The organism is Ralstonia sp. 22086 (genome assembly GCF_052045975.1).
In the GTDB taxonomy this organism is placed as follows: domain Bacteria; phylum Pseudomonadota; class Gammaproteobacteria; order Burkholderiales; family Burkholderiaceae; genus Ralstonia; species Ralstonia wenshanensis.
The window spans coordinates 380,505-405,483 of sequence record NZ_JBQEPZ010000001.1 but is presented as its reverse complement, the minus strand read 5'-3'; the positions used below and the strand labels follow the sequence as shown (position 1 = coordinate 405,483).

The window sequence follows — 24,979 nt, the reverse complement described above, 5'->3', positions numbered from 1 at the left end:
GACATGACCAAAGCCCCCACGCTCACGCCGTTCCAACTGTTGCCGCATCTGCTGCCGCCCGTCCACATCGATGCGGAAACGTTCGTCAACATCCGCCGCCAGATTCACGCGCAACCTGAACTCGGTTTCGAGGTGGGCGCCACCAGCACGTTGGTGGCCGATCTGCTCAAAAGCTGGGGCTACGAGGTCCACACCGGCATCGGCAAGAGCGGCGTGGTGGGCCAGCTGAAGCTCGGCAGCGGCACGCGCCGTCTCGGCATTCGTGCAGACATGGACGCCCTGCCCATCGTTGAAGCAACCGGTCTGCCTTACGCCAGCCGCAACCACGGCAAGATGCACGCGTGCGGCCACGACGGGCACACCGCCATCCTGCTCGCCGCGGCCAAGGCATTGGCCGAGAGCCGCGATTTTGACGGCACGCTGAACCTCATCTTCCAGCCCGATGAGGAAAACCTGTGCGGTGCGCGCGCCATGATCGAAGACGGCCTCTTCGAGCGCTTCCCGTGCGATGCCGTCTATGCCCTGCACAACATGCCGGGCGTGCCGGCCGGTAGCTTCCGCGTGCTGCCGGGGCCGGTGAGCCTGTCTTCCGACGTGGCCGACGTCACCATCAAGGGCATGGGCGGACACGGCGCGATGCCGCATCGCGCGCGGGATCCGATTGCCGCATCGGCCGCCATCATCACCGCCTTGCAGACCGTGGTCGCACGCAACGTCGCGCCCGATGACACGGCGGTGGTGTCGGTCGGTTTCATTCGCGGCGGGGCAACGCACAACGTGATTCCGGAATCGGTGACGATCGGCCTGAATGTGCGCGCGGCGCGGCCCGAGACGCGCGCGCTGGTGGAAATGCGCATTCGCGAGATCGTCAGCCTGACCGCACAAGCCCATGGCGTCGAGGCGCAGATCGACTATCGTCAATTGACGCCGCCCATGGTCAACACCGAGGCCGAGACGCAACTGGCGCAGCAGGTCTGCACCGAACTGGTGGGCGCGGCCAACGTCGTCACGCAGGCGCCCAAGGGGCTCAACGGTAGCGAAGACTTTGCCTGGATGCTGAACGAAGTGCCTGGCTGCTACCTCATCCTCGGCAATGGCGAAGGTGAGTTCGGCGGCTGCATGGTGCACAACCCTGGGTACGACTTCAACGACCAGGTGCTGCCGTTGGGCGCGGCCGCCTGGGTGCGACTGGCACAGACCTACCTGACCGCGTGAAGTGAACTTCGAGTCAAGCAATGCAAGCGAATCTGAGCCATGCAGCCACACCGGCGGCCACCAACGAAGAGATCGTGCAATGGAGCGCGATCGAGCTATCGCGGCGCATCCACGCGCGCGATGTGTCGTGCGTCGAAGTCATGGAGGCGTTCCTTGCGCAGATCGATCGCCATAACCCGGCGGTGAACGCCGTCGTCGCCCGCATCGATGCCGAATCCGCCATCGACCAGGCACGCGAGCGCGATGTGCTGCTGTCGCAAGGCTTGTCCGGCGGGTGGATGCATGGCTTTCCGCAGGCACCCAAGGATCTTGCCGCCACGGCGGGCATGGTGACGGCGATGGGCAGTCTCGCCATGGCGCGCAATGTGCCGACACACGACAGCATCGTCGTCGAGCGCATTCGCCGCCAAGGCACCGTACTGATCGGCAAGACGAACACGCCGGAGTTCGGCCTCGGTTCGCACACCTACAACCGCGTGTACGGCATCACACGCAACGCCTGGAACCCCGAGCGCTCGGCGGGCGGCAGCAGCGGTGGCACGGCCGCCGCGCTGGCGCTGAACATGCTGCCCGTGGCCGACGGCAGCGACATGATGGGTTCGCTGCGCAACCCCGCCGCCTGGAACAACATCTACGGCCTGCGCCCGAGCCTCGGTCGCGTACCTTACGGCCCCACCGGCGACGTGTTCTTCCAGCAACTCGGCACTGAAGGCCCGATGGCGCGCAATCCGCACGACCTCGCCTGGCTGCTCGCCACGCAAGCCGGTTACGACCCGCGTGCGCCGCTGTCGCTAAGCGACGATCCGGCGTGCTTCATGCAACCGCTGCACCGTGACTTCCGGCAGGCTCGCATTGGCTGGTTGCGTGATTTCGGGGGCTACCTTGCCATCGATTCCGACGTGCTGGCCGTCAACGAGCAGGCGCTCGACACGTTCGATACGCTGGGCTGCCATGTCGAGACCGTGCGGCCTTTCTTCGCCATGGACGCGCTATGGGAATGCTGGTGCACACTGCGCGCGCTGAGCGTGTCCGGCAACCTCGGCCTGCTGTACGACAACGCCGCCACGCGCGATTTGCTCAAGCCCGAAGCGATCTGGGAAATCGAGCACGGACGCAGCCGCACCGCCATCGACATCAACCGTGCCATCGCCACGCGTGCGAGCTGGTACCAGGCGCTGCTGCGGCAGTTTGCGCACTACGATTTTCTCGTCCTGCCCTGCACGCAGGTTGCGCCCTTCCCTGCTGAAGAACACTGGCCCAAGACCGTCGCCAGCCGCGCAATGGACACGTATCACCGCTGGATGGAAGTCGTGATTGGCGCCACGCTGGCGGGCGTGCCGGCCGCGAGCCTGCCGTCGGGCTTGACCGCCGAAGGCCTGCCGCTGGGCCTGCAGGTGATTGCGCCGCCCCGGTCGGAGTTTGCCTTGCTGCAACTTGCCGCCGCGTGGCACGAGGCGTTTGCGCCAGCGCGTGCGGCGTCGCCGCTATTGGGCTGAGGGGTGCACACGTGCCGTGTTTTCGCGGCACGCGCAGAGCCAATCCCACACCGCGCGCACGGCAACGTCGTCAAGCCGCGCAGATGGCGCCACGGCCCAGAAGGCATAGCGCTGTATGACTGGCGCTGCGAACGGCTGGACGAGCGCGCCAGCCTCCAAGGCATCGCGCACCAGCGGCAGGTTCGCCAGGATCACACCCTGCCCGGCCATTGCCGCCGACATGGCGTGCCCGTCGTCGGACAGCACGATGCCTGCGTCCGTCTTGAGGGTGTGCTCGATACCCGCTGCGCGTGCCCACATCGGCCAGCCAATCGCCTGCGGCAGCGTGCGCTGCCATTCGGAGTGGATGAGCGGCACGCGCGCCAGATCGTCGTGCGACTGCACCTTCAGGCCCGGGTGGCAGACGGGTGCATAGGCGTCGCCAAAGAGCCGTTCGGTGACGAGTCCATTTCCCGTGGCCGGCGTATCACCATAGCGCACGGCAAGGTCTGCACTGCCGCCATGCAGGTCGACCACGGTGTCGGACGCATGAATGCGCAGATCCACCCCCGGATGCTGCGTCGCAAATTCACCGAGCCGCGGCACCAGCCAGCGCGCAGCAAGCCCCATCGGCGCCGTGAGCGTCACGCGCTGACGCCCCGGTCGCGCCTGCTCGCCGCGAATGGCATCGATGGCCTGCGCAAACGCATCAAAGCCGGTGTTGAGCACCGGATACAACTGCTCGCCGGCGGCTGACAGGCGCAGCGCACGCACGTGGCGCTCGAACAGCGCCACCCCCAGCGCATCTTCCAGGCGGCGAATCTGATGGCTCACGGCCGTGGGCGTGACCGACAGCTCGTCGGCAGCGCGCTTCATGCTGAGGTGGCGCGCGGTGGCTTCAAAGGTCCGCAGCGCGCTCAGGGGTGGCAGTTTTCGCATGCGCGGGATTGTGTCATGAGCGCTTTTCCCGCGTGGGCGGCATGGATGAATCCATATCAGCCGTGGCACACAAAACATGTCGTTTGTCCTAGTGCAGCGCGGTTCGTAGAGTGGGCACACCTTCACTCATCAACGATCCAACATGACCCGCCTTCTGCATCTCGATTCCAGCGCCCGGCCGGGCACCTCCGAGACTTCGCGCCATGGCTCGCACACGCGCCGGCTCTCCGCACGCTTTGTACAGCGCTGGCTTGAGCATGAGCCCGACGCGCACGTCGTCTATCGCGACATCGGCGCTGAACCGCCAGCCCCCGTGGATGGCCGCTGGGTCCATGCCGCGTTCACGCCGCCCCCGCAGCGCGAACCGTGGATGCACGACCGCCTTGCGCAAAGCGATGCGCTGATCGACGAACTGCTCGCCGCCGACGTGATCGTGGCCGGCGTGCCGATGTACAACTTCGGCATGCCCGCGCAGTTCAAGGCCTACGTCGACAACATCGTGCGCGTTGGCCGCACGTTCGGCTTCGACCGCAGCCGCCCCGGCGAGCCCTATTGGCCGCTGCTGGCCGGCATGAACAAGCGCCTCGTCATCCTCAGCGCGCGCGGCGATTTCGGTTACGGCCCTGGCCAGCGCATTGCGCACCTGAACCACGTCGAGGCCGGCGTCGCCACGGCATTCGGCTACATCGGCATCACCGATGTGGCCTCCGTCGCTATCGAATACGACGAGTTTGCAGACGAGCGACTGCGTGCGTCCATCGCATCGGCGGAAAACGACGTCGATGCACTGGTCGCGCGGATGGCCGCCGCCGAGGAGGCGGCCTAGTCGATCAGCCGCCCGTCTGCCTCAAAGAACGGATGCGGACCATCGAATTGCCCCACGTAGGCGAGGTGGCTCACCAGGCCCTGCTCCGGCACCCATGCGTGCACCTTGTAGGCGGGCGGCTCCATCACGAAGCCGGGCGCCGCGTCCGGGTCGAGATCCAGCGCCACCTGGTGCGCGGGTGATGGGCATGTCGATGCGACGGTGCCCGCAAAGCGCACGTCAATGGAGCGGTGCAGATGCCCGCAGATGATCCGCTCGACGTTGCCGGCCGTACGCACGATCTGGGCGAAGGCCGGGATGTCTTCCTCGGCCAGCGATTGCACGTCCATGTGGCCGATGCCGGTGGCGAACGGCGGGTGATGCATCGCGATGACGGTCGGGCGTTGCGTCTCGCATGCCAGCGCTTCGGCCAGCCAATCCAGACGCCGCACGCCCAGGCGGCCACCCGGATGGCCGGCGTCCAGCGTATCGAGCGCGATCAGGCGCACGTCGCCAATGTCGGTCCAGTATTGGAAAGCGCGCGTGTCTTGCGCGGTGGCCGGAATGGGCGCAAGCCAATCGGCAAACGCTTCGCGGGCGGCATCGCGGCCGTCGTGGTTGCCCAGTACGGGCAGCATGCGGATGCCAGCCGCATCGAGCGGCGCCAGTACGGCGCGCAGGTGCGCGTACTCCTCCGGCGCGCCAGCGTCTACGAGATCGCCGGTCAGCACGATGGCGTCCGGTTTCTCCGGCTGCGCCAGGATATGCTCCACGCAGCGTGCCAGATACGCCGCCGAATCCACGCGCCGATACGCCAGTCGCCCCGGGCGCTTGATATGAAGATCGGTGAGTTGCAGGAAATGCATCGGCATCAGGCTTGCAGGGTCAGAAGGCGGTCTTCCGGAACATCGAAGCCGACCGTATGGCCCGGCGCAAATTGCTGGCGGCCGGGCACGTCAATGAACAGCGGCATGGCCGACACGCCCGCCACGCGCACGCGGGTGCGGAAACCGAGAAACACCGCCGATTCGACGGTGCCTTTGAGCGCGGCCTGGGCCGGGTCCGCCAGCACGGCATCTTCGGGGCGGAAAAACACGGCGTTGCCTTCGCCTGCCGGCACGAGGACGCGGCCCCCCGCGCAGACGAATGTGCCATCCTCTCGCGCGCCGTCAAGCCGGTTCATGACGCCGATGAAATCCGCCACGTGCCGATTGGCCGGCTGGAAGTAGATTTCGCGCGGCGTGCCGATCTGCGCAATGCGGCCGGCTTCCATGACGACGATGCGATCGGCCAGCGCCATTGCCTCTTCCTGGTCGTGTGTCACGTAGATGGTCGTGATGCCGAGGCTGCGCAGCAGGCGGTCCATCTCGGCGCGCACGGATTCGCGCAGCTTGGCGTCGAGCGCCGTGAGCGGTTCGTCGAGCAGCAGCACACGCGGCTCGGGCGCCAGCGCGCGCGCCAGGGCCACGCGTTGGCGCTGCCCGCCGGAGAGCTGATCCACACCGCGGTCTGCGTACGGCGTGAGGTGCATCATCTCCAGCAGCGTGTTCGCCCGGGCGCTGATCTGCGTGTCGGACAAGCCGTTCTGCCGGCGCTGGATGCGCAGGCCGTATTCCACATTGCCGCGCACGCTCAGGTTGGGAAATAGCGCGTAGCTCTGGAACACCATGCCGACGCGGCGGCGCTCGATCGGGCGTGCGGTGACGTCTTCGTCGCCAAAGTGCACGGTGCCGCCGGCGTCCGGCGCTTCCAGCCCCGCGACGATGCGCAGCGTGGTGGTCTTTCCGCAGCCCGAGGGGCCGAGCAGCACGACGGTCTCGCCCGCCGCGATGTCGAGGTCCATCGACTCCAGCACGCGCTGGCCGCCGAAGTGTTTTCCGCAGCCACGCAGCCGGATCGGCACGGGCGCGAGATGTAGGGGTTCGGTACTCATCGGGAAGCCTTTCCGTTGTTCACCCGCAGGCCGCCAAAGCGCTGCATCAGCACCAGCAGCGGCACGATCATGACGAAGAAAATCAGCGTGTAGGCGCTGGCGATTTCCAGGCGCATCGACGCATAGGTGTCGGCCAGGCCGACCGGCAGGGTTTTGGTTTCCGGCGTGTGCAGCATCCAGGTGAGGTTGAACTCCCCCACCGAGAGCGTCACGACTGTCAATGCCCCGGCCAGGATGCCGGGCTGCACGTTGGGCAGAACGATGGTGCGAAAGCGCTGCCAGAACGACGCGCCCAGGCTGGCGGCGCCCTCCTCCAGCGTCTTCAGGTTCTGGCCTGCCGCCACGGCTGCAACCGAGCGCACCATGAACGGCAGCGTGAACACCACATGCCCGACGACGATGAACCACAGGCTCTCGCGAAAACCGCCAAAGCCGCCATAGGCCACGATCAACCCCAGCGCCGTCGCCAAGCCAGGCAGCGCCACGGGCAGCGTCAGGAATTCTTCGATCAGGCGGCTCGCACGGCTCTGGCGGCGGGCCAGCACATAGCCCGCCGGCACGCCCGCCGCCAGCACAATTACCAGCGTGCACAGCGCCACCAGCAGCGACATCCAGATCGACGCCTGATACATATCCCAGACCTGGGCGACCCAATCGAGCGTCCAGCCACTCTTGAAGCCGCGGATGTAGTTACGTGTCAGGCCCACGGCCATCGACAGCACGACCGGGACGATCAGGAACAGGCACAGCAGCAGCGTGATACCCCACTGGGCAATGGACAAAGCGCGCTTCATGCTGCCGCCCCCGTCGGGCTACCGCTCGCAGTACGCGCAATTGCCAACACCAGCCACGTCACCACACCCAGCACCACCGACAGCGCCGCCGCCATCGCAATACCCGCGTTGAGCGTGAACTCGGTATAGATCGTCATCGGCAACACGTCGATATCGGTGGCGAGCGTAAAGGCGGTGCCGAACGCGCCCATCGACGTGGCAAAGCAGATGGCCCCCGAGGCGATCAGGGCGGGGGCGAGCCCGGGCACCAGCACATCGCGCGTCACCTGCCACGACGATGCACCCAGCGAGCGTGCCGCCTCTTCCAATGAACGATCGAGTTTTTCCGCCGCTGCCATGACCGTCAGCACCACGCGCGGAATCGAGAAATACAGGTAGCCGAGAAACAGCCCGCCGATGGAATACGCGAAGACCCATTTCTCGCCGACGAGCTTGTGCGTGAGGTCACCCAGCAGGCCCTGGCGCCCGGCCAGCAGGATCACCATGAAGCCGACCACCACGCCGGGAAACGCCAGCGGAAACGTCAGCATGGCGGTAATCATTCGTTTGCCCGGCACGTTGTGGCGCACCAGAAACAACCCGGCGATGGTCGAGAGAATGAGCGTCGCCAGCGTGACCGCCGCGGACAGCACCACCGTCGAGAACAGACTGCCCAGGTAGCGTGGTGTGGTGAGCGCCGCCGTGTAGGTTGCGACCAGCCCTTCGCTGCCGCTCACACGCAGCAGCGCGGCCATCGGCAGCAGCCAGAACGCGCAGAACAGCGCGACGGCCGGTGCCAGCAACGCCACCCGCCACCGTGCGGGCAACACCGCATCGTCGGACAAGGTGGTTCGGGTGACGGTGCTCATGCTCAGCGGACCTCGTTCAGGTAGCGCGTGCCAAACGCCTGCTGGCCGGCCGCCATCTTGTTGAAGTCGACCGTCTTGGCGCGGGCGTATTCGCTGGCCGGCAGGAAGCGCGAGGCGGCTTCCTTGCTCATGGCGCTGGCGCGCACCGGACGCAGGTAGGCGTTGGCCCACAGCGTCTGGCCTTCGTCCGACAGCACGAAATCCAGCACCTTCTTGGCATTCTCGGCATGCGGCGCACCGGCGGTCAGGCTCATCACGTACGGCACGGCGATCGTGCCTTCCTGCGGAATCACAAACTCCACGTTGGCGTGATCCTTGTACTTGGCGCGGTAGGCGTTGAAATCATAGTCCAGCAGGATGGGGATTTCGCCTGCCACAACGCGCGCGTAGGCCGTCTGCTTCGGCACGATCGGCGCGTTCTTCTTCAACTGCTTGAACCACTCGATGGCCGGGCCGAAGTTGTCGAGCGTGCCACCCAGCGCCTGGTTGACCGCCACGGCGCCCACGTAGCCGACAAAGGCGCTGCTCGGGTCCAGATAGCCGACCATGCCCTTGTACTCGGGCTTGAGCAGATCCTTCCACGAGCGCGGCACGGGCTTGCCCTCCAGCGCGTCCTTGTTGACGAAGAAGCCCAGCGTGCCGGAGTGGATCGAGAAGAACGCGCCATCCGGGTCTTTCATGCCGGCCGGAATGTCTTCCCAATGCTTCGGCTTGTAGTTCGCGACCAGGCCCTTTTCCTTGGCCTGATACGCGGACGTGATACCCAGGTAGGCCACGTCAGCCACGGGGTGCGATTTCTCGGCCAGCATCTGTGCGATGGCCTGGCCGGAATTCTTGTTGTCGAACGGCACAGTGATGCCGGTCTTTTCCTTGATGGCCTTGATCTGGCTGGCCCAATCGGCCCATTCGGGCGGGCAGTTGTAGCAGATGGCGACTTGCTGGCCAGCAGGTTGAGCCTGCACCGGCGCAGCCAGGGCAAATGCGCCGGCAGCCACAAGGCCGCACGCGCGCAGCCATTGAACGAGACGTTTCATCGAGACGCTCCTTGCGTATCAGACGTGAGGGAAGAAACAACGGAGAGAGACGCTTCAGCCGGCGCACGGGCCAGCGTGCCGCCCGCCAGCAGGCGGTGCGGCAACGTAATCGAGGGCACCGCCTCGCCAGTGATGCGGCGGGCCAGCGCCGTGGCCGCGTCGGCGCCGATCCGGCGGTGCGGCTGCGCCACGGTGGCCAGCGTGGGCGAAAGCCACTGCCCCATCGCCAGGCCATCAAAGCCGACCACGCTCACGTCTTCAGGCACGCGCAGGCCCATCTCGCGCAGCGAGCGGATGGTGAGCAAGGCAAGGCGGTCGTTGCTGCAGAAGATGGCGGTCGGGCGTGGCGGCGCCAGCAGGCGAGCCAGCTCGGCCGGCAGCATGGCGTCGGCATTGAAATCAATTTCGACGGGCGGCTGCGGCGCAATGCCGGCCGCCTCCAGCGCTTCGCGGTAGCCGTCGTGGCGCAGTGCTGCACGGTCGGAGGCGGCCAGCGTGCCGGTGAGCATGCGGATCTGGCGGTGGCCCTGTGCGAGCAACGCGCGAATGGCGTCGCGGGCGGCGGCGCGGTTGTCGACGGTCACACAGCAGCGTGCAGGAATGCGCGCCTGGCCGACCGTGTCGTTGTAGACCAGCACATAAGGCACATGCTCGGCGTCGAGGCGATCGAGATGCGGATTGGCGGCGGCATCGGCCACGGTCAGGATCAGGCCGTCGACGCGCTGTTCGAGCATGGTCTCGATGGCGCGGGCTTCTCGCTCGCGGTCGTAGGCGGTGGTCATGAGCATCACGCGCTGGCCTGTGATGGACGCAGCCTCCTCGATGCCCTGCATGCATTCGGCAAACACGGGGTTGGCCAGCGATGGCAGCACCACGCCCAGCAAGCCCGTGCGCTCGGCGCGCAGCTGGCGGCCCAGCGCGTTCGGGCGGTAGTGAAGCGCATCCATGGCCGCCTGCACACGGGCCAGCGTCGACGCGCTCACCCGCTCCGGCGTATTGACCGCTCGCGACACCGTGGCAATCGAAATGCCGGCATGCGTCGCCACGTCCTTGATGCTGCTGCCCACTGCGTGCCCCTTGGAATGTGTAAACGTTTACATCGTAGGCGGCCGCAGTGACTGTTTCATGACAATCGATGCTGCAGTGCAGTCATCGCCGCAACGCAGCATCGCCAGCCTCGTGCATGGCAAAGTTACAAAGCTCGCATATGCTTCTTACGAAAATGGGCAGGCGGCGTGCGCCAACGCGCGCGCAGCGGCATGGCCCACTTGCTGCTGTGCTGTTCTCGCTGCCTGCTCTGGAGACCCCATGCGCGTATCGCCCGTTTTTGATGTGCCAACTACCGCCCTGCCCGCGCTGATGCAGCACTACGGCGTCGTGCGAGCGCAATCGCTGGCCCTGGCCGCGCCCCTGTCCGACGCCGATGCCACCGTCCAATCGATGGACGACGCCAGCCCCGCCAAATGGCATCTCGCCCATACGACGTGGTTCTTCGAGGAATTCATCCTCGGCCCCAACGTGCCGGGCTACCGCTCGCCGGACGCACGCTACCGCTACCTGTTCAATTCGTATTACGAGACCGTGGGTGCGCGGCACCCGCGCCCGCGCCGTGGCATGCTCACCCGCCCCACGCTCGACGAAGTGCGTGCCTATCGGGCCCATGTCGATGCGGCCATGCAGCGCTTGCTGGCCGACGGCGTAACGGATGACCTGGCGCGCCTGATTACGCTTGGTCTGCACCACGAGCAGCAGCATCAGGAACTGCTGCTGACCGATCTGCTCCACTTGTTTGCACAGAATCCGCTATGCCCGGCCTATGCAGAAACGCCGCCGCCACGCGTGCATGCGGTGCCCGCGCAACCGTGCTGGGTGAGCTTCCAGGGCGGCGCAGTGCAGATCGGCAAAACCGAGTCCGATGCCGGTTTCATGTTCGATTGCGAAGGCCCGCGCCACACGGTCTGGCTGGAGCCCTATGCATTGGCCACGCACCCGGTCACCAACCGCGAGTGGCTTGCCTTCATGCAGGACGGCGGTTACCGGCAGCCAACGTTGTGGCTCTCCGACGGCTGGGCATGGGTGCAGCGCGAAGGCATTGACGCCGCGCTCTACTGGCGCGCCGGCATGGACGAGGCCGAAGGTTGGCAGCAGATGTCGCTGCACGGCCTGCAGCCGGTGGATCTGGACGCGCCGGTCACGCACGTCAGCTTTTACGAGGCCGATGCCTATGCCCGCTGGGCCGGCGCCCGCCTGCCGACGGAAGCCGAATGGGAGCACGCCGCAGAAGGTCTCCCCGTGCAAGGCAACTTTGCCGGACGGGGCGCACTACGCCCGTTGCCCGACCACGGCATCGCCGAGGCAGGCAGCCTGCGTCAACTGTTCGGTGATGTGTGGGAATGGACCGCCAGCCCTTATGGCCCCTACCCGGGCTTTGAGCCAGCCGAGGGGGCCGTGGGGGAATACAACGGCAAATTCATGTGCAGCCAGATGGTGCTGCGTGGTGGGTCGTGCGTGTCGCCAGAGGGGCATCTGCGGGCGACGTATCGCAATTTCTTCTACCCGCACCAGCGGTGGCAGTTCACCGGAGTGCGGCTGGCAAAGCGGGCGTGACGCTTCACGCCCGGTAGTTGCGTCGCGTCTAGCGGTTGCTGTCAAACAGCATGTTGGTTGGGGTGCCGATCGTTTCCTGGCCAGCCGGGCTGGGTGCCGCTGCGTCTCGTTTTGGTGCCGGCATTGGCGTTGACGTTGGCGTTGGTGTATCGGGCGCGCTTGCCTTGGCAGGCTGAGGGGCAGCCGCCGGAGCTGGCTGGCCGGCCTGCGCCGCCAGCTTGCGCCGGCGTGACTCCAACCCCGCCGCAATCTCATCCTGGTGATACCGCTTGGCGAAGTCGATCACGTCCATCTTCTGCTGGTTGCGCAGGTTCATGTCCGCGCCCTCGTCCAGCAGCAGCTTGACTGTCGTGATGTGCCCGCCCATGGCTGCCATCATCAGCGGCGTGGTCGCGTTGGGGCTTTCCGCATCGATATAGGCCGCGTGGTCGAGCAGGTATTTGACGATGTCGTCATACCCGTTGGTGGCGGCGTAATGCAGCGCGGTCCAGCCGGTCTTGTTGACCTCCACGTCGTAGGTTTCCACCAGCAGCTTCACCATGGGCAACAGGCCCTGGTAGGCGGCCATCATCAGCGCGTTTTCGCCGGCAGCGTTGGTGCGTTCGAAATCGATGTTCTTGGCGCGGATGAGCGCCTCGGCCACCTCGATGTTCTTGTCCTTGAGCGCGTCGACCAAGAGCGGCGTGCCGTCGCGCGTGTTCAAGTTCGGGTCAACGCCCTGCGCGATGTACTTCTGCACCAGCGCCGGGCGGTTGTACTCGACGGCGTTGCGAAGATCGTCCTGCGGCGTGGCGAATGCTGCGCCTGAAAAAGCCATCGTCAGCGCCGCAGCCAGCGCGATCTTGTTCATCATTTGCGTCAAGTTATCGCGGTATCGCATTGAATAGATTGAAGAAATTTTCGGTGGTGACCCCGGCAATACGCTCCAGCGGCTCACCCCGCAGCGTGGCCAGGAATTCGCCCACGTGCCGCACGTATGCCGGCTCGTTGGTCTTGCCGCGGAACGGCACCGGCGCAAGGTACGGCGAGTCGGTCTCGATCAGCATGCGATCCAGTGGCACCTTCCTGGCGGTTTCCTGCAGGTCCACCGCGTTCTTGAAGGTGACGATGCCCGAGAACGAGATGTAGAAACCCAGGTCCAGCGCGGCCTTGGCCACGTCCCACGTCTCGGTAAAGCAATGCATGACCCCGCGTGCAGCCTCGGCGCCCTCTTCGCGCATGATGGCCAGCGTGTCGTCAGCCGACGAGCGCGTGTGGATCACCAACGGCTTGCCGGTCTGCTTCGACGCGCGAATATGCGTGCGAAAGCGGTCGCGCTGCCATTCCATGTCGGCCACGGTACGGTCGCCCAAGCGGTAATAGTCGAGACCGGTCTCGCCAATGCCGACCACGCGCGGGTGATCAGCGAGGCTCAGCAGACGCTCCAGCGTGGGCTCTTCAATGGCTCTGCCTTCCTCAATGTCCGCTTCGGCATCAGGGTGCACGCCCACCGTGGCGTACACGTTCGGTTCCTGCTCGGCGATCTCCAGCACGCTCGGAAAGTCTTCCAGCGTGACGGAAATGCACAGCGCGTGGGTGACGCGGTTTTCGCGCATGCGCGTCAACAGCTCGGGCAGGCGCGCGCGCAGGTCGGGAAAATTGATGTGACAGTGAGAGTCGACAAACATCGAATAATCAGAAGGTTACGGCGCAAATTTGATGCGCCATATCAGGAAAAAATCAGAGGGTTTGCGTCGGGCGCTGCGAGTTGATCTGCTTGCCGAGCAACTCTTCGATCACGCGGCGCAACACGCGGCACTGCTCATCTTCGCCAAGATGCACGCCAATGCCCGGCGTCTTGGCAGGGGTGCCCACCGGCGTGATCCAGGCCACCTTGCCGGCCACCTGATACTTCTGCGGGCGATCCAGCAGCGACAGCACGAGGAAGACTTCCTCGCCAATCCGATAAGGGCGCTGCGTGGGCACGAAGATGCCGCCGTTCTTCAGGAACGGCATGTAGGCGGCGTGCAGGCCAGCTTCATCCTTGATGGCCAGCGAAACGATGCCCGGACGGGTCGGAGCGCCCGGCGCCGCGCCGGCTGCAGCGGGCGTGCCAGGGGTGACGGGGGTGCCGGGCGTACGAAGAGGTGCAGTGCTCACAGGGTGTCCACAGAGTGCAAACGTTCAGGTGCGGGTTCGGGTTCAGGCAGCCGGAAAGAGCTGCCGGTAATCCAGCAAAAGACTTTCGATGACGAGTCGTGCCGCCAGCGGATGTTGCTCGGTGCGGCGCCGCGCTGGCAGGGCACGCGCAAAACGTTCCAGGCGATCCAGTGGGATGGTGTTTGCGCAACGTTGCAACACATCGCGCTGCGCCGGAAAGTAGCGCGGACGCCCCGCCAGCCGCGCCGCCATCAGGTCAAAGACCCACCGGTGCATGGTACTGAGAACGGCAGGCACCGACAATTTCTGTAAATGATCCGCCGTGGCGAGCGCATCAAGCTTGGCGCCCTGACCCAGCTGTTCGAGCAGGAATTGCAACAGCGGACGGTCTTCGGACTCGGCGGCGGCCAACGCGGCCAGCGGCGCATTGCCGAACTCGGCCAGCAGGTTTTGCGCGTGCGGCACGCCTTGCTGCTCTAGCCACTGGCGCGCCGCCTCGGGTTGCGGCGGCTGCAGCGGAAACTGCCTGCAACGCGACAGGATGGTCGGCAGGATGCGGTCGATCCGGTCCGTCACCAGCAGGAACACAGTGTTCTGCGGCGGCTCTTCCAGCGTCTTTAGCAGCGCGTTGGCGCCCTCAGTCTGCAACGCGTCGAGCGGATACAGCACCACCACCCGCAACCCGGCCCGGTGCGTGCCCACCCCCACCCCCTCGATCAGGTTGCGGACCTGCTCCATGCGGATGATCTTGCTCGGCGCCTTTTTCTTGCCGTCGGCGTCTTTCTCCGTCTCGGGCGCGTCTTCCATGGCTTCCGGGCGCACGAGGTGGAAATCCGGATGGTTGCCCTGCGCAAACCAGTTGCAGGCCGCGCATGTGCCGCACGGCTGGCCGTCGGCCGCGGGCGTATCGCACAGCAGGCTCTGCGCGAAATGCATGGCGAAATCGCGCTTGCCGGTGCCAGCCTGGCCGTTGAGCAGAATCGCGTGCGGCAACTTGGCCCGCATGGCTTGCAGGCGGGACCAGTCAGCGGATTGCCAGGGATAAAGCATCATGAATCAATGGGTTGCGTCAGATTGTTGATGCAGAAACTCGTCGTGAAACCATTATTTCCGTATCCGAAATTGCCTGCAAAATCAGAGTGTTGCAAGCAGATTCTCTAAGTCTTTCTGGATATCGGCTCGCTCTCGGTTGGCGTTGAGCACGACAAATCGATCCGGCTCGGCTGCCGCACGGCGCAGGTATTCAGCACGGGTGCGCAAGAAGAACTGCGCGGACTCGGCTTCGAACTTGTCTGGCGTGCGGGCATCGGCCAGGCGTGCGGCGGCAATCTCGGGGGCCAGATCAAACAGGATGGTTTTGGTCGGCTGCAGGCCCTGCTGCACCCAGCGCTCCAGCACCTCTAGCCGGTCGATCGCCAAGCCCCTGCCGCCGCCCTGATAGGCGAACGTGGCATCGGTGAAGCGATCGGAGATAACCCAATTGCCGGCGTCAAGCGCAGGCTGAATCACCTCGGCGATGTGCTCACGTCGACCGGCGAACATCAGCAGCGCCTCAGTTTCAAGGTGCATGCGCTCGTGCAGCAGCACTTCGCGCAGCCGCTCGCCCAGCGGCGTGCCACCCGGCTCTCGGGTGACGATCACCTTTTTGCCCTGCGGAGCGAGCTTCGCCTGCAACTGCTGGGCAAACCACGCGAGGTGCGTGCTCTTGCCCGCGCCGTCGATCCCTTCGAATGTGATGAACTTGCCGGTCATGGTTGGCCGCGCTGATATTTGTTGACGGCCCGGTTGTGGTCCGTCAGGTTGGTCGAAAACTGGCTGCTGCCGTCGCCGCGCGCCACGAAATACAGCGCGTCCGACGGTGCCGGGTTCAGCGCCGCCTGCAGCGATGCCATGCCCGGCAGCGCGATCGGCGTGGGCGGCAGGCCCGTGCGCGTGTAGGTGTTGTACGGGGTGTCGGTCTGCAGGTCTCGCTTGCGCAAGTTGCCGTCAAAGCCGGCGCCAAGGCCGTAGATGACCGTCGGGTCGGTCTGCAGCAGCATGTTCTTTCGCAACCGGTTGACGAATACGGCGGCAATCATCGGCCGCTCCAGCTTCTGGCCGGTCTCCTTCTCGATGATGGAGGCCATGGTCAGCGCCTCGTACGGCGTCTTGTAGGGCAGATCCAGCGAGCGTTTCGCCCAGGCGTCATTCAGGCGCTTCTGCATCGCCTGATAGGCGTGGCGGTACAGCTCCACATCGCTGCTGCCACGCGCAAAAAGATAGGTATCGGGAAAGAACAGGCCTTCCGGGTTGGTTTCGGGCGCACCGATCTTGCGCATCAGGTCCGCATCCGACATGCCGGCCGTGTCGTGCTTGAGCGCGGGTTCCGCGTCAACCACCGCCCGCATCTGCCGCATCGACCAGCCCTCGATGACGGTAACGACGTAGTGCGTAACCTCGCCACGCGCCATCTTGTCGAGAATGGACATGGGCGTCGCGCCAGTCTCCAGCGCATAACCGCCGGCTTTGAGGCTCTTGGCGTTGCCCGTGGCACGCGCCAGCAGCGAAAACAACTGCGGCTGCACGCCGACGCCGGCATTGGCAAGCTGCTTGCCGACCGAGATCACACTCGAGTTCGGTTTGATCACCACTTCCAGCGGCGACGCCGCCAGGCTCACTGGTTGCTGGGCCCACCACACCACACCGCCTGCTGCCGCCAGCACAATCAGGGTCGCCAGCAGGATCAAGCGTTTGAGAAAAGAGAACATTGTGTTGCGAATCTGCGTGTGGAACCGGCCGACACCGGCGATTTCCGCACTCTTGAAATGGATAGACAGGGCACAAGCTGCCCTTCAGACAGCCCAATATAATACCGGTCTATCCAAGGCCGCCCCGCACACCATGAACGATGTCTTCCACGATTTTGTCGATACGCTGAGCTTTCCGCCGCTCGACGTGCAATTTGACGCCGCCACGCGCGGCAGTGTGCTGTGCGCACCGACCGATCTCGCGCGCATCGCCGTTGAAGGTGCCGATGCTGCCGAGTTCCTCCACAACCAGCTTACCAACGCCGTTACGGGCCTCGGCCTGAACCAGGCGCGCCTGGCCGGCTATTGCTCGCCCAAGGGCCGGCTGCTCGCCACGCTGCTGGTGTGGCGTCAGGCCGATACGATCGTGCTGCAGACAGACAAGCTGATCGCGCCCGCGTTGACCAAGCGCCTGTCGATGTTCGTGCTGCGCGCCAAGGCCAAGCTGCGTCCGATGGACGAGTTCATCGCCATCGGCGTCGCCGGGCCCGATGCGGCAGAAGCGCTGCGTGAGGCCGGCGCCGTCTTGCCTGAACCCGATACCGTCAACGCGGTGGCGCAGCAGCCCGCCACGGTTGGCCAGCAGTTCGGCGCGGTCGTCCGCCTGCCGGATGCCGGCGGGCGCCCTCGCTATCAATGGATGGTCCATGCCGAGCACTTCCAGGACGCCTGGAAGACGCTGTCGTCGCGCCTGTCGCTGGTCGGCACCGAGGTGTGGGACTGGCTGAGCCTGCAAGCAGGGGTGCCGCACATCACCCTGCCCACTCAGGAACAGTTCGTCCCGCAGATGGTCAACCTGGAGCTGCTGGGTGGCGTCGATTTCCGCAAAGGTTGTTACCCCGGCCAGGAAATCGTGGCGCGCAGCCAGTATCGCGGCACGCTCAAGCGGCGCATGCAGCGCGCGCACGTGAATGCACCCACGTCCGCTGGTGCCGAGGTCTACAGCGCAACTGATCCGAACCAACCTTGTGGCATGGTGGTCAACGCCGCCATGGCGCCGGATGGCGGCACCGATCTGCTGGTCGAGCTGAAGCTGGACGCGCTCGACACCGTCATCCACCTGGCCACAGCAGACGGGCCGGTTCTGACGTTGCAAAACCTGCCGTACGCCATTCCCGTTTCAGAAAACGCCTGACACCGTACCCCATCATGGCCGACCACCTGTTCGTCTACTTCCGCATCGCCGAGCATGACGCTGCCGCTGCGCTACCGCGCTGGCAGCGTTGGCTCGATACCGTGGAAGAGGCGACCGGCGTGGCCGGCGCGTTGATGCGCCGCCCGGAAACACGCGACGGCCAGGCCACGTGGATGGAGTCCTACGACGACGTCCCGCCCGCCTTTGCCGCCACGCTGGCGGCGCTGTGGGAAACCGGCGGCCCGCGCGAATTCGTCGCGGGTGAACGCCACGCCGAGCTGTTTGTCGATCTGGAAAACAGCTGACGGCGCCCTGCCGCAATCGTCATCGCAAAAATCCGGCAGGCTGCTATGCTTGGCCGAAGCCCGCGCGACACAGATCGTCACATTGGCCATTGGCCGTTCGTTGCGCGGCATGTTCAAAGGAAGTGCTCATGTGTTTGATTCTCACGGCCTGGCACGCCCACCCCGACTACGCGCTGGTGGTGGCCGCCAACCGGGACGAATTCTATGACCGCCCTGCCGCACCGCTGGCGTGGTGGAGCGACGCGCCCAATGTGCTGGCCGGGCGTGACATGGCCCAGGTGGTCGGTCACGCAGGCACGTGGATGGGCATGACGCGCGACGGCCGCTTTGCCGCGCTGACGAATTACCGCGCACCTTCTGAGCGCCGGCCCGATGCGCGCTCGCGCGGAGAACTTGTCTCGAATTTCCTGACGGCGGACGACATGTCGGTGCCAGCCTATCTCGATAGCCTCACCGCCCGCGACCGTGCCTACAACGGCTACAACCTGCTGACCGCCACACGCGACGAACTCTGGTGGACAAGCAACCGCGCCGAAGCGCCGCGCAAGCTCGCGCCTGGCCTATACGGGCTGTCCAACGCGCTGCTCGATACGCCGTGGTTCAAGGTGCGGCACCGCATGGCCGCCTTTGCCGAGGCGCTGGCCGCGGACACGGGCCGGCACGGCAACGCGCTGGATGTGGCGCGCTATCTCGATCTGCTGTCGGAAACGCGTGAAGCACCGACCGGCGCCCTGCCCGCCACAGGCGTGGCCCCTGAGTGGGAGAAGCTGCTTTCCGCCGCGTTCATCCGCTCGCCGCGCTACGGCACGCGTGCCAGCACCATCCTGCGCATCCGCCACGACGGCTGCTTCGACGTGACCGAACGCCGCTTCGACGCTCAGGGCCAGACCGGCGAGACGCGCTACCTCGGCGTGCTCGATACCGTCACGCACGCCGATACGTAAGCGCCGCCCCGCTCAGGCCGCCTCCTGCTTGGCGCTCGCGGCCTGATCTCTTTCCATTTCCATTTCGGTGACGGCGCCGCCGCCCGGGCGCAATGCCGAATGTTCGCGCTTGGACTGCACCAGCGGATAGAACATCTGCGCCGTCCAGGGTTCGGCGCCGAACAGCACGTCATCCTGCAAGCCAATCTTTGCGGGATATTTGCGCGTGATGTGCGCGGTGCCGAACAGCACATCCCAGAAGAACAGCAGGTTGCCGAAATTGCCTTTGTAGTGGCCAATGCCGTCGGCGTTGGTGAGCGCGTGATGCGCCCAGTGTGTGGCCGGCGTGGAAATCGTCCGCTCGACCACCCACATCAGCGGACGCAGCGCGCGAATACGATACAGCGGTGCGTCCCACGGCCAGGCGCAATGCGCGCCAACAATGACGGCCAGCTTGACGACCAGATACGCTGCATAGACCGGGCCAAAGCCCAAGTACACGGCCACGCCGCCAATCCACAGCCCCGGCATCATCAGGTAGTAGAAGAAGTTGTTGCGGTACGTAATGCGCACGCTCATGTACGACGCGCTGTGATGCGCGCGGTGCAGCGGCCACAGCAGCGGTGTGTGCGAGGCGCGGTGCCAGAGGTATTGCGTGAGGTCGTCGCCGATGAGCAGCAACCCCGTCATCGCCCACCAGGGCAGATCCGCCCACGCATTGTGCTGCGCCGGAATGAGCCACTTGCACAGGGCGTTGCTGCCCAGCAGCGCGATCGGCTGGGTGACGGCGACAAGGCTGATGAACATCAGCACCTCGAGCCAGGCATCGTTGGCCGTTGCGCGGCCACGCACGTTGGCTTGGTAGCGCCGCGTCACAAACTCCATGGCGGCAAATCCCAGGATGCAGGCGACGATCAGCGCGTGCTCCATGTGCGAACTCATTGGTGTCTCCTCGCTTTTGTTGTGGAGACAAGCCTAGGAGTGCCCCATCAATGCGTCCAATGCATAATTAACATCTGTTTAATGCACAAGACGCAACGCCATGGATTTGCGCCGCCTGAGTCACGTCGTAGCCCTTGCCGACACCCTGCACTTCGCGCGGGCCGCGCAAGCAGTGCATCTGAGCCAGCCCGCATTCAGCCGGAGCATCCAGGCGATTGAAGACGTTCTGGGCATCCGCCTGTTCGATCGCGAAACCGGTGACGTGCGTCCCACGCCCGCAGGCGAATTCGTCATCGAACGCGCGCGGCGCCTGCTGTTCGAGGCGCGCTGCTTGCAACGCGACGTTGATCTGTATCGCGACAGCCAGCTCGGCGATACAGCCTTCGGCGTCGGGCCGCTGCTGACGGCGACGTTGATGCCGCGCGCGCTGCAGGAACTGCGGCAGCAGCATCCCCGGGTCGCACTGCGCATGGAGGTCGGCAATTGGGTGCAACTGCTGGAGAGCCTGCGCAGCGAGAACATCGAATTCTTTGCCGCAGACGTGCGCGACATGCCGAAAGACGCCGCGCTCGATATCCAATTGATTGGAGGCCAGCCTCCTCACCTCTACGTGCGGGCTGGACACCCGCTTGCGGGGCGTACGCACACGCTGCGTGAAGTCTGGGAATACGGCATTGCCGTACCGAAACTCCTGAGCCCATCAAAGGTGGAGCTGGCGATGCTGCTTGGCCTGCCGGCCGGTCACGAAGCCAGCATCGCGCTGGAGTGCGACAACTACGGCGTACTGAAAACGGTTGCACTGTCGACGGACACCGTGCTGGGTGCCACGGATGCCGCCGTGCGGGAGGAACTGGAAAGCGGCGCGCTGGTGCAGCTGGCGGTGAAGGGTTGGCTATCACCGCCATCCACGACGGGGATCGTGCGGCTGCACGGCAGAACCGCGTCGCCAGCAGCGCAGGCGGCCATCGCAGCCATTGTGCGGGCCGCCCAGGACATCAACGTGTAAGCACGCGGCGCATGGTCCGGTGCGGAATACCGGCCTCTTCAAACTCCTCACCCTCGGCCGTAAACCCCGCGCGCACGTAAAACGGCATGGCGTGGGTTTGCGCGTTCAGGATCAACTCGGGGTAGCCAAGTGACTGCGCCTTGTCGATCAAGGCCTCCAGCACGCGCGCCCCGACGCCCGTGCCCCGCGCTTCCTTGCGCACGGCCATCCGGCCGATATGGCCGTCGGGCAGCAAGCGGCCCGTGGCAACGGCGCGCCCAGCCGTGTCGTGTGCCAGCGCATGCCAGCACTGGTCATCCCACTCGTCCCATTCCAGTTCAACGGGCACGCCTTGTTCGGTAACGAACACGTCGTAGCGGATGGCGCGCGCTTCTTCGCGCACGGCGTCCCAGCGGGCAACTTCAACACCGGCAAGCGGGCGGACAGATTCAGGGGCAGTCATGCTCAGTTCTCACACTTCAGGCTTCAGGACTTCGAAATTGAGGATGCGCTCGCGCAGCGTGTCGGGAATCGGCGCGGAGGTCTGCGTGGCAGGGTCAGCACCCACGTAGATGACTTCGCCGGTGACGAGGTGCTCGTCTGCTCGATACATCTCGATGATAAAGCGGATGCTGGAGCGGCCCAGGCGCGCCACACGGCAGCGCAAGTCCAGCTCGTCGTCAAAGCGTGCGGAGGCGTGGTATTCGAGCGTGGATTTGACCACGTAGAAATCCACGCCAAAGGTGTCGACCACATCCACCGGATACCGGACGCCGATGCTGCGCCAGTATTCGGTGATGCAGACATCGGCGTACAGCAGGTAGTGGCCGTTGAAGACGATGCTCTGCGCATCGACTTCGGCCCAGCGTACGCGCAGCGGCGTACTGTGGCGGAAATCCTCGATCGCCATGCGGTCTCCTTGTGTGCTCTCGTCAGGGGGATTCGGTCTCGGTGCCGAAGGCGCGGCGTAGCGCGTTGGCGGCATCGCGGTGCGCGTCTTCGACGGCCGGCACGAAGCGCCCGATCTTGAAGAAGTCGTGAATCATGCCTTCGTACAGTTTCAGCTCGACCGGCACCTCCGCCGCGCGCAGCTTGTTGGCGTAGCCGATGCCGGCATCGCGGATTGGGTCGAAGCCCGCCACGGCAATCCACGCGGGGCACACGCCGGTGACGTCTGCGCCGTGGCCACCGGCATCCAGCGGGGCGAAACGCCAATCGTCGCGGTCGGCGTCGGTGCGCAGGTATTGCGAGAAAAACCAGTGGATCATCTCCTGCGTCAGCAGGTAGCCCTCGGCAAACTCGCGGTGCGACGGCGTGGATTCGCGCGCGGTGGTGCCCGGATAGATCAGCAGTTGCAGCACAGGCGCCAGACCGCGGTTGCGTGCCTCGATCGCTGTCACTGCGGCCAGCGTCCCGCCCGCGCTATCGCCGCCGAATGCGATGCGAGCCGGATCGGCGCCGATGGTGGCGGCTTCATCGAACACCCATTGCAGCACGTCGAATGCGTCGTTCGCTGCGGTCGGAAATTTCCACTCGGGCCCAAGCCGGTAATCCACCGACAACACCATCGCCCCCGATTTAGCTGCCAGCGACCGGCAGAGCTGGTCGTGCGTCTTGATGCTGCCCACCGTAAAACCACCGCCGTGGAAATACACCAGCAACGGCAACGGATCGGCCCAGCTTGTCTCACGCGCCGCGTATGTGCGAATGGGGATGACATGGCCATCGCGCGCCGTCACCGTCAGGTCGTGCACGGCTTCCAGTGGGATGGCTGCGATGTCGACGATGGGGCTGCTTTTTTCGTAGGCGATCTTGGCGTCGGCCGGGTCAAGGGCATTCAGCGGCGGACGCTTGGCACGCGCCACCAGATCGAGCAACTGGGCGACGTGCGGGTCGAGAGAGGGGTGCTGCATTCGGGGCGGGAACTGAACGATCGTTCTAATTTGGCTATCATCGCAGTATCCATTGAACCACGCCCGCACGACAAGACAGGCGACGCAGACAAACACCCTCCGGAGACAGCATGGCCCTCATCTTTTACCTCACCCACGTCCACCTCGGTTTCGGCACCGTCAATGAGCTGAAAAGCGAATGCGCACGCGTCGGCATCCGCCGGCCGATGATCGTGACGGACAAGGGCGTGGCCGCTGCAGGGCTCGCACAGCGCGCCATTGACGCCACGGGCGGCTTGCCTGTCACCGTGTTCGACGAGACGCCTTCCAACCCGACCGAGGCGATGGTGCTGAAGGCCACCGCGCAGTACAAGGACGCCGGCTGCGACGGGCTGATCGCCATTGGCGGCGGTTCGTCCATCGACCTGGCCAAGGGCATCGCCATTGCGGCCACGCACCCGGAGCCGCTGACCACCTACGCGACCATCGAGGGTGGCAGCACGAAGATCACCGAAGCGGCGGCGCCGCTGATTGCGATTCCCACCACGGCCGGCACTGGCAGCGAGGTGGCTCGCGGCGCGATCATCATCCTGGAAGACGGCCGCAAGCTCGGCTTCCACTCGTGGCACCTGCTGCCCAAGTCGGCCATCTGCGACGCGGAACTGACGCTGGGTCTGCCGCCCGCGCTGACGGCCGCCACCGGCATGGATGCGATTGCGCATTGCATCGAGACTTTCCTGGCCCCGGCGTTCAACCCACCTGCAGACGGCATCGCGCTGGATGGTTTGGAGCGCGCATGGGCCAACATCGAACGCGCCACGCGCGATGGCGCCGACCGCGATGCACGCCTGAACATGATGAGCGCGTCGATGCAGGGTGCGATGGCATTCCAGAAGGGCTTGGGGTGCGTGCATTCGTTGTCGCACCCGCTGGGCGGTGTAAAGGTCAACGGCAAAACGGGGCTACATCACGGCACGCTGAATGCGGTGGTGTTGCCGGCGGTGCTGCGCTTCAACGAGACGGCGGAGACGGTGGTGCGCGACAACCGCTACGCGCGCATGCGCCGCGTGATGAACCTGCCAGCCAGCGCGGACCTCGCCCAGGCCGTGCATGACCTGACGGCGCGCCTGGGCCTGCCGACTGGCCTGCGCCAGATGGGCGTACCTGAAGAAGCGCTGGAACACGTCGTGGAAGGCGCCCTGCTCGACCATTGCCACAAGACCAACCCGCGCATCGCCACGGCTGACGATTACCGCCGCATGCTAGCGGAATCGATGTAACGCAGGCGTTCAGGAAACGAACGACCGGATCAGCGCGGCAATGCGCTCCGGTTGTTCGTGCACGACCCAGTGCGTTCCATCGGGAATGCGCTCCAGGCGCATATCGGGAATGAAGCGCTCCAGCCCGTTGAGCAGGCTTTTCGGCAGCGCCATGTCCATCTCGCCCCAGATCACGAGCGTCGGTACCTTCACGACAAACGCCTCGGGCGGCATCTGGTCGATGCGCAACGGCGCAACGCCCTCGGTAGGCGGATGCAACGGAGAGGCACGGTAGTAGTTCACGCCACCGGTCAGGCCGTGCGAGCCGCCCTCGCCCGGCTGGCTCCAGGCGGCGTGATAGCGCGCTCGCACCTCGGGCGTGAACCATTCCGCCACGGGCTGCCCCATGCCGTGAAAGAAACCTTCGAGCTTTTCAAAATCGTTGGCGGCCAGCGCGTCTTCCGAACCCGGCTGCCTCAACCAGTTCATGTACGCCGATGAAGCCTGCTGCGCGGGATCGCTTAGCAGTGCATTCGCAAACACCCACGGGTGCGGCGAATTGACGATCACCAACCGCTCGACCACCTCCGGATGCTGGATGGCAAGGTTCCAGCAGATCGCCCCGCCCCAATCGTGCGCCACCACGATGGCGCGCTCGTAGCCCAGCGCCGTGATGAACTGCGTCAGATCCTGCACCAGGACCTTCGGGCGATACGCATCCACCGCCGCCGGCTTGCTCGACAGGTTGTAGCCGCGCAAGTCGGGCGCCACGGCAAAGTGCGTATCGCCAAACGCAGCGAGTTGCGCTTCCCATTCGTACCAGAACTCCGGAAAGCCATGCACGAACAGCATCAGCGGTGCGCCGCGCTTGCCCGCGCTGGCGTAGTGCAGCCGTGTGCCGTTGGGCAGATCGGCGAATTGCGATTCCGTGATGGCGGCAGCCGTTGCAGTGTTCATGGCGAT

At 65.3% G+C, this 24,979-nt stretch carries 27 protein-coding genes; 9 read left to right on the top strand and 18 right to left on the bottom strand.

Features of this window, described 5'->3' with window-relative positions:
- The first annotated feature begins 3 nt into the window (after nt 1-3).
- Both ACTJK6_RS01865 and ACTJK6_RS01860 read left to right on the top strand, forming a co-directional pair.
- Nucleotides 4-1,215, top strand: coding sequence for a M20 aminoacylase family protein (locus ACTJK6_RS01865; protein WP_112184854.1), 1,212 nt, complete (start codon nt 4-6; stop codon nt 1,213-1,215).
- A gap of 20 nt (nt 1,216-1,235) precedes the next feature.
- The gene (locus tag ACTJK6_RS01860) at nt 1,236-2,711 is read left to right on the top strand and encodes an amidase (RefSeq protein ID WP_440818448.1); all 1,476 of its coding nucleotides are present in this window, start codon (nt 1,236-1,238) and stop codon (nt 2,709-2,711) included.
- Here the strand turns inward: ACTJK6_RS01860 and ACTJK6_RS01855 are convergent.
- Entirely contained in the window at nt 2,700-3,629 is a 930-nt protein-coding gene (locus ACTJK6_RS01855; RefSeq protein WP_440838210.1) for a LysR substrate-binding domain-containing protein, read from the bottom strand. The genes ACTJK6_RS01860 and ACTJK6_RS01855 overlap by 12 nt on opposite strands.
- Before the next feature lie 142 nt (nt 3,630-3,771).
- Between ACTJK6_RS01855 and ACTJK6_RS01850 the strand changes: the two genes are divergently transcribed.
- Nucleotides 3,772-4,455, top strand: a complete 684-nt coding sequence (locus ACTJK6_RS01850) for an FMN-dependent NADH-azoreductase (RefSeq protein WP_440818446.1) — start codon at nt 3,772-3,774, stop codon at nt 4,453-4,455.
- Here the strand turns inward: ACTJK6_RS01850 and ACTJK6_RS01845 are convergent.
- Genes ACTJK6_RS01845 through ACTJK6_RS01820 form a run of 6 tightly spaced genes read right to left on the bottom strand, consistent with a single transcriptional unit; the run spans nt 4,452 to nt 10,110 of the window.
- Nucleotides 4,452-5,300, bottom strand: a complete 849-nt coding sequence (locus ACTJK6_RS01845) for a phosphodiesterase (protein ID WP_440818570.1) — start codon at nt 5,298-5,300, stop codon at nt 4,452-4,454. The genes ACTJK6_RS01850 and ACTJK6_RS01845 overlap by 4 nt on opposite strands.
- A 5-nt stretch (nt 5,301-5,305) precedes the next feature.
- Nucleotides 5,306-6,367 carry an ABC transporter ATP-binding protein gene (locus ACTJK6_RS01840; RefSeq protein WP_232042825.1) on the bottom strand — a complete coding sequence of 354 codons (1,062 nt, stop codon included), beginning with the start codon at nt 6,365-6,367 and terminating at the stop codon, nt 5,306-5,308.
- A complete protein-coding gene (locus tag ACTJK6_RS01835; RefSeq protein ID WP_232042826.1) occupies nt 6,364-7,161 on the bottom strand; it encodes an ABC transporter permease in 798 nt (265 codons plus the stop codon). Before ACTJK6_RS01835 ends, ACTJK6_RS01840 begins: the two co-directional genes overlap by 4 nt.
- Nucleotides 7,158-8,009 carry an ABC transporter permease gene (locus tag ACTJK6_RS01830; RefSeq protein ID WP_440838209.1) on the bottom strand — a complete coding sequence of 284 codons (852 nt, stop codon included), beginning with the start codon at nt 8,007-8,009 and terminating at the stop codon, nt 7,158-7,160. The genes ACTJK6_RS01835 and ACTJK6_RS01830 overlap by 4 nt, the downstream gene beginning before the upstream one ends.
- 2 nt (nt 8,010-8,011) lie before the next feature.
- Nucleotides 8,012-9,043 carry an ABC transporter substrate-binding protein gene (locus tag ACTJK6_RS01825; protein WP_024975671.1) on the bottom strand — a complete coding sequence of 344 codons (1,032 nt, stop codon included), beginning with the start codon at nt 9,041-9,043 and terminating at the stop codon, nt 8,012-8,014.
- Entirely contained in the window at nt 9,040-10,110 is a 1,071-nt protein-coding gene (locus ACTJK6_RS01820) for a LacI family DNA-binding transcriptional regulator (RefSeq protein WP_260802465.1), read from the bottom strand. The genes ACTJK6_RS01825 and ACTJK6_RS01820 overlap by 4 nt, the downstream gene beginning before the upstream one ends.
- A 241-nt stretch (nt 10,111-10,351) precedes the next feature.
- On the opposite strand from ACTJK6_RS01820, the gene egtB reads away from it, so the two are divergent.
- Nucleotides 10,352-11,650, top strand: a complete 1,299-nt coding sequence (gene egtB / locus ACTJK6_RS01815) for an ergothioneine biosynthesis protein EgtB (protein WP_440838208.1) — start codon at nt 10,352-10,354, stop codon at nt 11,648-11,650.
- Nucleotides 11,651-11,678: 28 nt separating this feature from the next.
- Here egtB and ACTJK6_RS01810 read toward each other — a convergent pair whose 3' ends face one another.
- The 6 genes from ACTJK6_RS01810 to mltG all read right to left on the bottom strand — a co-directional run bounded on the left by ACTJK6_RS01810 (nt 11,679) and on the right by mltG (nt 16,536).
- Complete coding sequence (locus ACTJK6_RS01810; RefSeq protein ID WP_232042831.1) at nt 11,679-12,530, bottom strand: ankyrin repeat domain-containing protein; 852 nt, start codon at nt 12,528-12,530, stop codon at nt 11,679-11,681.
- Nucleotides 12,514-13,317: a TatD family hydrolase gene (locus ACTJK6_RS01805; protein WP_232042832.1), complete on the bottom strand. Its 804-nt coding sequence runs from the start codon at nt 13,315-13,317 to the stop codon at nt 12,514-12,516. Before ACTJK6_RS01805 ends, ACTJK6_RS01810 begins: the two co-directional genes overlap by 17 nt.
- Before the next feature lie 52 nt (nt 13,318-13,369).
- Nucleotides 13,370-13,789, bottom strand: a complete 420-nt coding sequence (locus ACTJK6_RS01800) for a PilZ domain-containing protein (RefSeq protein WP_440838207.1) — start codon at nt 13,787-13,789, stop codon at nt 13,370-13,372.
- A 42-nt stretch (nt 13,790-13,831) separates the two neighbouring features.
- Nucleotides 13,832-14,842, bottom strand: coding sequence for a DNA polymerase III subunit delta' (locus tag ACTJK6_RS01795; RefSeq protein WP_316881126.1), 1,011 nt, complete (start codon nt 14,840-14,842; stop codon nt 13,832-13,834).
- A gap of 81 nt (nt 14,843-14,923) precedes the next feature.
- A complete protein-coding gene (tmk, locus tag ACTJK6_RS01790) occupies nt 14,924-15,541 on the bottom strand; it encodes a dTMP kinase (RefSeq protein WP_440818443.1) in 618 nt (205 codons plus the stop codon).
- Nucleotides 15,538-16,536, bottom strand: a complete 999-nt coding sequence (gene mltG / locus ACTJK6_RS01785) for an endolytic transglycosylase MltG (protein ID WP_260802459.1) — start codon at nt 16,534-16,536, stop codon at nt 15,538-15,540. Before mltG ends, tmk begins: the two co-directional genes overlap by 4 nt.
- A gap of 133 nt (nt 16,537-16,669) precedes the next feature.
- On the opposite strand from mltG, the gene ygfZ reads away from it, so the two are divergent.
- The 3 genes from ygfZ to ACTJK6_RS01770 all read left to right on the top strand — a co-directional run bounded on the left by ygfZ (nt 16,670) and on the right by ACTJK6_RS01770 (nt 18,959).
- Nucleotides 16,670-17,710 (top strand): CAF17-like 4Fe-4S cluster assembly/insertion protein YgfZ, encoded by a 1,041-nt coding sequence (ygfZ, locus tag ACTJK6_RS01780; RefSeq protein WP_260802458.1) that lies wholly within the window; start codon nt 16,670-16,672, stop codon nt 17,708-17,710.
- A 14-nt stretch (nt 17,711-17,724) separates the two neighbouring features.
- Nucleotides 17,725-18,015, top strand: coding sequence for a DUF4936 family protein (locus tag ACTJK6_RS01775; protein ID WP_260802457.1), 291 nt, complete (start codon nt 17,725-17,727; stop codon nt 18,013-18,015).
- Nucleotides 18,016-18,143: 128 nt separating this feature from the next.
- Nucleotides 18,144-18,959: an NRDE family protein gene (locus ACTJK6_RS01770; RefSeq protein WP_260802456.1), complete on the top strand. Its 816-nt coding sequence runs from the start codon at nt 18,144-18,146 to the stop codon at nt 18,957-18,959.
- Nucleotides 18,960-18,971: 12 nt separating this feature from the next.
- Here ACTJK6_RS01770 and ACTJK6_RS01765 read toward each other — a convergent pair whose 3' ends face one another.
- Complete coding sequence (locus ACTJK6_RS01765) at nt 18,972-19,880, bottom strand: sterol desaturase family protein (RefSeq protein WP_232042838.1); 909 nt, start codon at nt 19,878-19,880, stop codon at nt 18,972-18,974.
- A 100-nt stretch (nt 19,881-19,980) separates the two neighbouring features.
- Here ACTJK6_RS01765 and ACTJK6_RS01760 point away from each other — a divergent pair, with 100 nt between their 5' ends.
- The gene (locus ACTJK6_RS01760; protein ID WP_440838206.1) at nt 19,981-20,886 is read left to right on the top strand and encodes a LysR substrate-binding domain-containing protein; all 906 of its coding nucleotides are present in this window, start codon (nt 19,981-19,983) and stop codon (nt 20,884-20,886) included.
- Here the strand turns inward: ACTJK6_RS01760 and ACTJK6_RS01755 are convergent.
- Genes ACTJK6_RS01755 through ACTJK6_RS01745 form a run of 3 tightly spaced genes read right to left on the bottom strand, consistent with a single transcriptional unit; the run spans nt 20,876 to nt 22,778 of the window.
- Nucleotides 20,876-21,328 carry a GNAT family N-acetyltransferase gene (locus ACTJK6_RS01755; RefSeq protein ID WP_232042840.1) on the bottom strand — a complete coding sequence of 151 codons (453 nt, stop codon included), beginning with the start codon at nt 21,326-21,328 and terminating at the stop codon, nt 20,876-20,878. The genes ACTJK6_RS01760 and ACTJK6_RS01755 overlap by 11 nt on opposite strands.
- 9 nt (nt 21,329-21,337) lie before the next feature.
- The gene (locus ACTJK6_RS01750) at nt 21,338-21,775 is read right to left on the bottom strand and encodes an acyl-CoA thioesterase (RefSeq protein WP_440838205.1); all 438 of its coding nucleotides are present in this window, start codon (nt 21,773-21,775) and stop codon (nt 21,338-21,340) included.
- A gap of 22 nt (nt 21,776-21,797) precedes the next feature.
- Nucleotides 21,798-22,778 (bottom strand): alpha/beta hydrolase, encoded by a 981-nt coding sequence (locus ACTJK6_RS01745; RefSeq protein ID WP_440838204.1) that lies wholly within the window; start codon nt 22,776-22,778, stop codon nt 21,798-21,800.
- A 110-nt stretch (nt 22,779-22,888) separates the two neighbouring features.
- Here ACTJK6_RS01745 and ACTJK6_RS01740 point away from each other — a divergent pair, with 110 nt between their 5' ends.
- The gene (locus ACTJK6_RS01740) at nt 22,889-24,037 is read left to right on the top strand and encodes an iron-containing alcohol dehydrogenase (RefSeq protein ID WP_440838203.1); all 1,149 of its coding nucleotides are present in this window, start codon (nt 22,889-22,891) and stop codon (nt 24,035-24,037) included.
- A 9-nt stretch (nt 24,038-24,046) separates the two neighbouring features.
- Here ACTJK6_RS01740 and ACTJK6_RS01735 read toward each other — a convergent pair whose 3' ends face one another.
- Nucleotides 24,047-24,973, bottom strand: a complete 927-nt coding sequence (locus ACTJK6_RS01735) for an alpha/beta fold hydrolase (protein WP_440838202.1) — start codon at nt 24,971-24,973, stop codon at nt 24,047-24,049.
- Nucleotides 24,974-24,979: the final 6 nt, after the last annotated feature.

Excerpts from the sequence above, each read along its gene's own strand:
- ACTJK6_RS01845 (WP_440818570.1), bottom strand. The coding sequence starts at position 5,300 with ATGCATTTCCTGCAACTCACCGATCTTCATATCAAGCGCCCGGGGCGA.
- ACTJK6_RS01830 (WP_440838209.1), bottom strand. The coding sequence starts at position 8,009 with ATGAGCACCGTCACCCGAACCACCTTGTCCGACGATGCGGTGTTGCCC.
- ACTJK6_RS01865 (WP_112184854.1), top strand. The coding sequence starts at position 4 with ATGACCAAAGCCCCCACGCTCACGCCGTTCCAACTGTTGCCGCATCTG.
- ACTJK6_RS01860 (WP_440818448.1), top strand. The coding sequence starts at position 1,236 with ATGCAAGCGAATCTGAGCCATGCAGCCACACCGGCGGCCACCAACGAA.
- ACTJK6_RS01765 (WP_232042838.1), bottom strand. The coding sequence starts at position 19,880 with ATGAGTTCGCACATGGAGCACGCGCTGATCGTCGCCTGCATCCTGGGA.
- ACTJK6_RS01775 (WP_260802457.1), top strand. The coding sequence starts at position 17,725 with ATGGCCGACCACCTGTTCGTCTACTTCCGCATCGCCGAGCATGACGCT.
- ACTJK6_RS01745 (WP_440838204.1), bottom strand. The coding sequence starts at position 22,778 with ATGCAGCACCCCTCTCTCGACCCGCACGTCGCCCAGTTGCTCGATCTG.
- ACTJK6_RS01795 (WP_316881126.1), bottom strand. The coding sequence starts at position 14,842 with ATGATGCTTTATCCCTGGCAATCCGCTGACTGGTCCCGCCTGCAAGCC.
- ACTJK6_RS01750 (WP_440838205.1), bottom strand. The coding sequence starts at position 21,775 with ATGGCGATCGAGGATTTCCGCCACAGTACGCCGCTGCGCGTACGCTGG.
- ACTJK6_RS01825 (WP_024975671.1), bottom strand. The coding sequence starts at position 9,043 with ATGAAACGTCTCGTTCAATGGCTGCGCGCGTGCGGCCTTGTGGCTGCC.
- ACTJK6_RS01740 (WP_440838203.1), top strand. The coding sequence starts at position 22,889 with ATGGCCCTCATCTTTTACCTCACCCACGTCCACCTCGGTTTCGGCACC.
- ACTJK6_RS01755 (WP_232042840.1), bottom strand. The coding sequence starts at position 21,328 with ATGACTGCCCCTGAATCTGTCCGCCCGCTTGCCGGTGTTGAAGTTGCC.
- ACTJK6_RS01840 (WP_232042825.1), bottom strand. The coding sequence starts at position 6,367 with ATGAGTACCGAACCCCTACATCTCGCGCCCGTGCCGATCCGGCTGCGT.
- ACTJK6_RS01810 (WP_232042831.1), bottom strand. The coding sequence starts at position 12,530 with ATGCGATACCGCGATAACTTGACGCAAATGATGAACAAGATCGCGCTG.
- ACTJK6_RS01735 (WP_440838202.1), bottom strand. The coding sequence starts at position 24,973 with ATGAACACTGCAACGGCTGCCGCCATCACGGAATCGCAATTCGCCGAT.
- ACTJK6_RS01760 (WP_440838206.1), top strand. The coding sequence starts at position 19,981 with ATGGATTTGCGCCGCCTGAGTCACGTCGTAGCCCTTGCCGACACCCTG.
- ACTJK6_RS01855 (WP_440838210.1), bottom strand. The coding sequence starts at position 3,629 with ATGCGAAAACTGCCACCCCTGAGCGCGCTGCGGACCTTTGAAGCCACC.
- mltG (WP_260802459.1), bottom strand. The coding sequence starts at position 16,536 with ATGTTCTCTTTTCTCAAACGCTTGATCCTGCTGGCGACCCTGATTGTG.
- egtB (WP_440838208.1), top strand. The coding sequence starts at position 10,352 with ATGCGCGTATCGCCCGTTTTTGATGTGCCAACTACCGCCCTGCCCGCG.
- ACTJK6_RS01850 (WP_440818446.1), top strand. The coding sequence starts at position 3,772 with ATGACCCGCCTTCTGCATCTCGATTCCAGCGCCCGGCCGGGCACCTCC.
- ACTJK6_RS01770 (WP_260802456.1), top strand. The coding sequence starts at position 18,144 with ATGTGTTTGATTCTCACGGCCTGGCACGCCCACCCCGACTACGCGCTG.
- ACTJK6_RS01835 (WP_232042826.1), bottom strand. The coding sequence starts at position 7,161 with ATGAAGCGCGCTTTGTCCATTGCCCAGTGGGGTATCACGCTGCTGCTG.
- ACTJK6_RS01805 (WP_232042832.1), bottom strand. The coding sequence starts at position 13,317 with ATGTTTGTCGACTCTCACTGTCACATCAATTTTCCCGACCTGCGCGCG.
- ygfZ (WP_260802458.1), top strand. The coding sequence starts at position 16,670 with ATGAACGATGTCTTCCACGATTTTGTCGATACGCTGAGCTTTCCGCCG.
- tmk (WP_440818443.1), bottom strand. The coding sequence starts at position 15,541 with ATGACCGGCAAGTTCATCACATTCGAAGGGATCGACGGCGCGGGCAAG.